This is a genomic window from Caballeronia sp. M23-90, assembly GCF_053574605.1.
On record NZ_JBSIPA010000557.1, the window covers coordinates 1 to 3,991 of the forward strand.

The 3,991-nt window shown below is 60.1% G+C and carries 3 protein-coding genes; 2 read left to right on the top strand and 1 reads right to left on the bottom strand.

Annotated elements, in window-relative coordinates:
• Positions 1–399 precede the first annotated feature (399 nt).
• Positions 400–1,953 carry a sensor histidine kinase gene (locus ACRXB1_RS32385; RefSeq protein ID WP_449494355.1) on the top strand — a complete coding sequence of 518 codons (1,554 nt, stop codon included), beginning with the start codon at positions 400–402 and terminating at the stop codon, positions 1,951–1,953.
• Positions 1,954–2,253: 300 nt separating this feature from the next.
• Positions 2,254–3,357, top strand: coding sequence for a glycosyltransferase (locus ACRXB1_RS32390; protein ID WP_449494356.1), 1,104 nt, complete (start codon positions 2,254–2,256; stop codon positions 3,355–3,357).
• A gap of 18 nt (positions 3,358–3,375) precedes the next feature.
• Here the strand turns inward: ACRXB1_RS32390 and ACRXB1_RS32395 are convergent.
• The coding region (locus tag ACRXB1_RS32395) for a CoA transferase (RefSeq protein ID WP_449494357.1) at positions 3,376–3,991 on the bottom strand (616 nt) is incomplete at its 5' end.

Consider the following 3,991-nt stretch of genomic DNA (forward strand, 5'->3'; position numbering starts at 1 on the left):
TCTCGTGGATCGACGGCTTGCGCGTCAACCAGTCGGCCGTCGATCCACGAGAGATCCAGGGGCACGCCGGGATTGCGTTCGGCATGAACGGCGGGCGGTTTGCCGCGCAAGGGGACAACGGATTGAGAAGCGACGTCGAGCATGAGTAGGGCCGGTTGTGCAACGCACAACATTTTCCGGTTAATCGATAGAGCATTCTAACATTCTCTTGTTACGATCGTAACATCGGGGATTACGCCTATGCCCGCGAAAAGACATTCAGCATTGCGCGCCAGCAAGCCACTTAAATCCGCCAAAAGTCATCAATACGGTTCTCACGGTTAGAATCGCGTACTGAGCCGGATTTGTCATAAGTTGATGCACATCGACAATGCCGCCGCTGCCGCCGAGGAGAGTTTGATGGACGCATTGCCACCAGAAGAAACCATCCGCAGCGCCGTCGACCGGTCGGTAAGCCGCTTGCGCCTGCAGCACGAACTTGCCGTGCAGTTCGCGACATCCGTCCTGCGCGTGCACAACGCCGACGCGTTGCTCGATGAAGCGTGCAAGGCGGTATCGGCGGGATTGCATTCTCGCTTTGTCAAAGTGTTGCGCTATCAGCCGGAAAGCCAGACCTTCGTGCTGGAAGCAGGCGTGGGCTGGGACCCGGCGGATATCGGCACGACAGAACTCGGCGCCGACGACGCCAGCCCCGCAGGCCACGCGTTCACGAGCGGACAGCCGGTGTTGTCGAATCACCTCGGCGCCGAACACCGGTTCCGCACGCCCGAATTGCTGACGCGCCACGGCATCAAGCGCGCGATCAACGTGCCCATTCGCGGCATTCCGGAAACCTACGGCGTGCTGGAAGCCGACAGTTCCGACGACGAAGACTTCAGCGAGACCGATATCGTTTTCCTGGAAGGCATCGCGAACGTCATCTCGATGAGCCGCGAACGCCTCATGGCGGAATCGCAGACAGACGCCAACGAGCTCTTCTCCACCAGCGTACTGAACGCGAGCGTCGATTGCATTCAGGTGTTGTCGGTCGAGGGTGGGATCGAGTTCATGAACGACAACGGACTCACCGCGCTGAAAATCGATGACTTCGCTGAGATTGGCGGGATGCATTGCATCGACTTGTGGCCCGAAGATCAGCGGACCAAGGTCCTGCACGCGCTGGAGACGGCGGTGAATGGAGACCCCACGCGCTTCGAAGGCCCCTGCCCGACCTGCGCCGGCGATGCGCGCTGGTGGGATGTATCGGTGGCGCCGATTCGCGACCCCGACGACCAGGTCAAACGCGTCGTGCTCACCATGCGCGACGTGACCGAGCGGCACGAAAACGAGGAGAAGCTTGCCGCGCTGGTATCGAGCCAGGAGATCCAGTTGGGCAACTCCGCGCTGATGATGAAGGAAGTGCATCATCGCGTGCGCAACAGCCTGCAGCTCGTGCAGACGCTGCTCGCGCTGCAGGCGAATCTAGCCGGCGACAAATCCGTCGCCGTGCATCTGCAGGCCGCCGCCACGCGTGTGCGAACGGTCGGCTCCGTGCATCACCGGCTTTATCAGGACGACGGCGCCGAAGCCACGGACGCAACAAGTTACCTGCGCGGACTGACCTCGGACCTGGCTGACCTGGCTGCAGGGCGCGAGGTTACGCTGGAAGGCGAATCCATCGTGCTGCCGGCCGCACGGCTCGCCCCGCTTGGGCTTGTCACCGCAGAACTCGTAACCAATGCGCTCAAGTACGGCCGCGGCAAGGTGCGCGTCAAGCTGGAGCGCGCAAACGACGCGCTGCTGCTCGCGGTCGAAGACGAAGGCGACGGTTTTCCAAACGACTTTCCGAAACCGCAGGGCACGGGGCTTGGCATGCGGCTTGTGACGACATATGCCGGCAAGGGCATAGGCTCGGTGACGGTCGACCGGGACGTGCCTTATAGCCGGATCGTGGTGAGATTCGCGCCAGGCTGAAGCACGGTGTTAACAAGGCGCTTCAGCAGAAGCGCCTTATCCAGAATTACGGCCTCAATGAATCACTCAACATAATCGGCCACCATAATCGGCCACTCATTCCCCGAATTAATCAGACATACAAATCGATACAGCACGCGGATTTTCCGGGTGTTAAGCTAAACCGAACACACCGTTGCGTCGCCGTTGCGCATTCCCAAGAAGATTGTTTTACCGGTCTGCAGCCCGGGCGGTGAGCCTTACCGTTCAGCGTCTGCTCACGACAATCCCCTTTGAATCAGTCCAGCCGGATACGTGCCCATGACAGAGATCAGCACCCAGGAAAGCAAGCCATCAGGTGAGTCGCGGACAAAGATTCTAATGTGTCCTTTCACGAATTACACCAACCGCTATATCGAGATTCAGAAAAGTCTATTCACCGAGATGGGTTACGACGTCATGCCCCTTTCCGTAAAGGGCTTGCTGCGGGGCGGATTCGTTCAGTTATTCAAACCCGAGAACGTCCTGGTGTTTCACTGGCTTGAGTATCGGCCGTTCAAGCGCGAGAAAGGCCGTGCTCAGTTCAGTATTTCAGGCAGCCTGCTTTTCGCTTTCTATTGCGCGCTGATCACAATTGCCAGAGCGAAGACGGTGTACTTCGTGCACGACCATATAGTCCACGATACAACCGGCTTCAACCGGCGCCTCGCCAGCCGTGTGATGTCGTTCATTCGCGGTCTCGCCGATTTCCGTGTGGTTCACGCGCCGAACTTCGAGGACAAATACAAGGCCACGTACTTGCCCCATCCTCTTTACTGGGATTCGCCGGGTCAGCCGCCTACCGTGCCGAAGAAAGAAAGCGGCAAACCCTTGTTCTCGCTGCTTGGCGTAATCCGCCCGTACAAACAGATCGACGCCGTGCTGGAGAACTGGCCAAGCGAATGCAATCTGCAGATCGCGGGTCTGGGCACCGAGGCGTATCTCGCGACGCTTAACGAGATCCTTGACCGGCGTTCGCTGCGCGGCACCGTGAATCTCGATGCCAAGTTCCTCTCGGACGCCGAGTTCGCGCAAAACGTGGTGAATACGGATGTGATCATCCTGCCGCACGCAGCCGACTCCATGCTGGTGAGCGGCGCGTTTTTCGAAGCGATCGGACGCGTGCCGCTAGTGATCTCGCGCTCGACGCCCTTCATGAAATGGGCAGCCGGCAAGTTCGACAACGTTCATCTCTTCGATGACATCAGCGAGCTTCCGGGCATCGTGCGCTCGATCAGCGAGACGTGGCCGGCAGCAGCATCGAGTTCGGCCAACACCCTCGCCACCGATGAATTCGGCTGGCGCGCATGCCGCCGGCGCTATGAGCAGTTCTTCGAGTCGGTCGTGGGGCGGCGGAAGGTGGTTGAAGAGGCGGTGGTGGAGTAAGGCGCAGCTTCGCGGCGACTAGATGATGTTCTTCCGCCGCAACCCGTCGATCGTCTGCGCCTGCACTCCCCAGTCGCGAAGAATCTCTTCGCTGTGCTGCCCGGCACTCGCCGGCCCCGCATTCACCTGCGGCGCGGTCCGGCTGAAGCGCGGCGCCGGTGCCGGTTGCGTCACCCCATCGACTTCTATGAATGTCTCGCGCGCCCGGTTATGCGCGTGCGACGGCGCTTCGTCCATATCCAGGACAGGCGCGAAACACACATCCGTCCCTTCCATCAGATCGCACCACGCTTGCCGTGGTTTCGTTGCGAAGATGGCCGCGATCTTCGTTTTCAGCTCCGGCCATCTGCTGCGGTCCATGTGGTTGTCGAAGGCGGGATCGTGGATATTGCACAGCTTGAGTAGCAACGCGTAAAACTGCGGCTCGATCGATCCCACCGATACAAACTTCCCGTCCGCACACGCATACGTGTTGTAGAAATGCGCGCCGCCGGCGAGCATGGCCGAGCCGCGTTCTCCCGTCCATGCGCCAAACGCCTTGTAGCCGTAGATCATCGCCCCGAGGAGCGCCGAGCCTTCGACCATGGCGGCATCGATCACCTGCCCCTTGCCCGAGCCGCGCGCTTCCAGCAGA

What these genes read in the sequence shown, in the direction of transcription:
- ACRXB1_RS32385 (WP_449494355.1), top strand. Translation starts at nt 400, where the DNA reads ATGGACGCATTGCCACCAGAAGAAACCATCCGCAGCGCCGTCGACCGG.
- ACRXB1_RS32390 (WP_449494356.1), top strand. Translation starts at nt 2,254, where the DNA reads ATGACAGAGATCAGCACCCAGGAAAGCAAGCCATCAGGTGAGTCGCGG.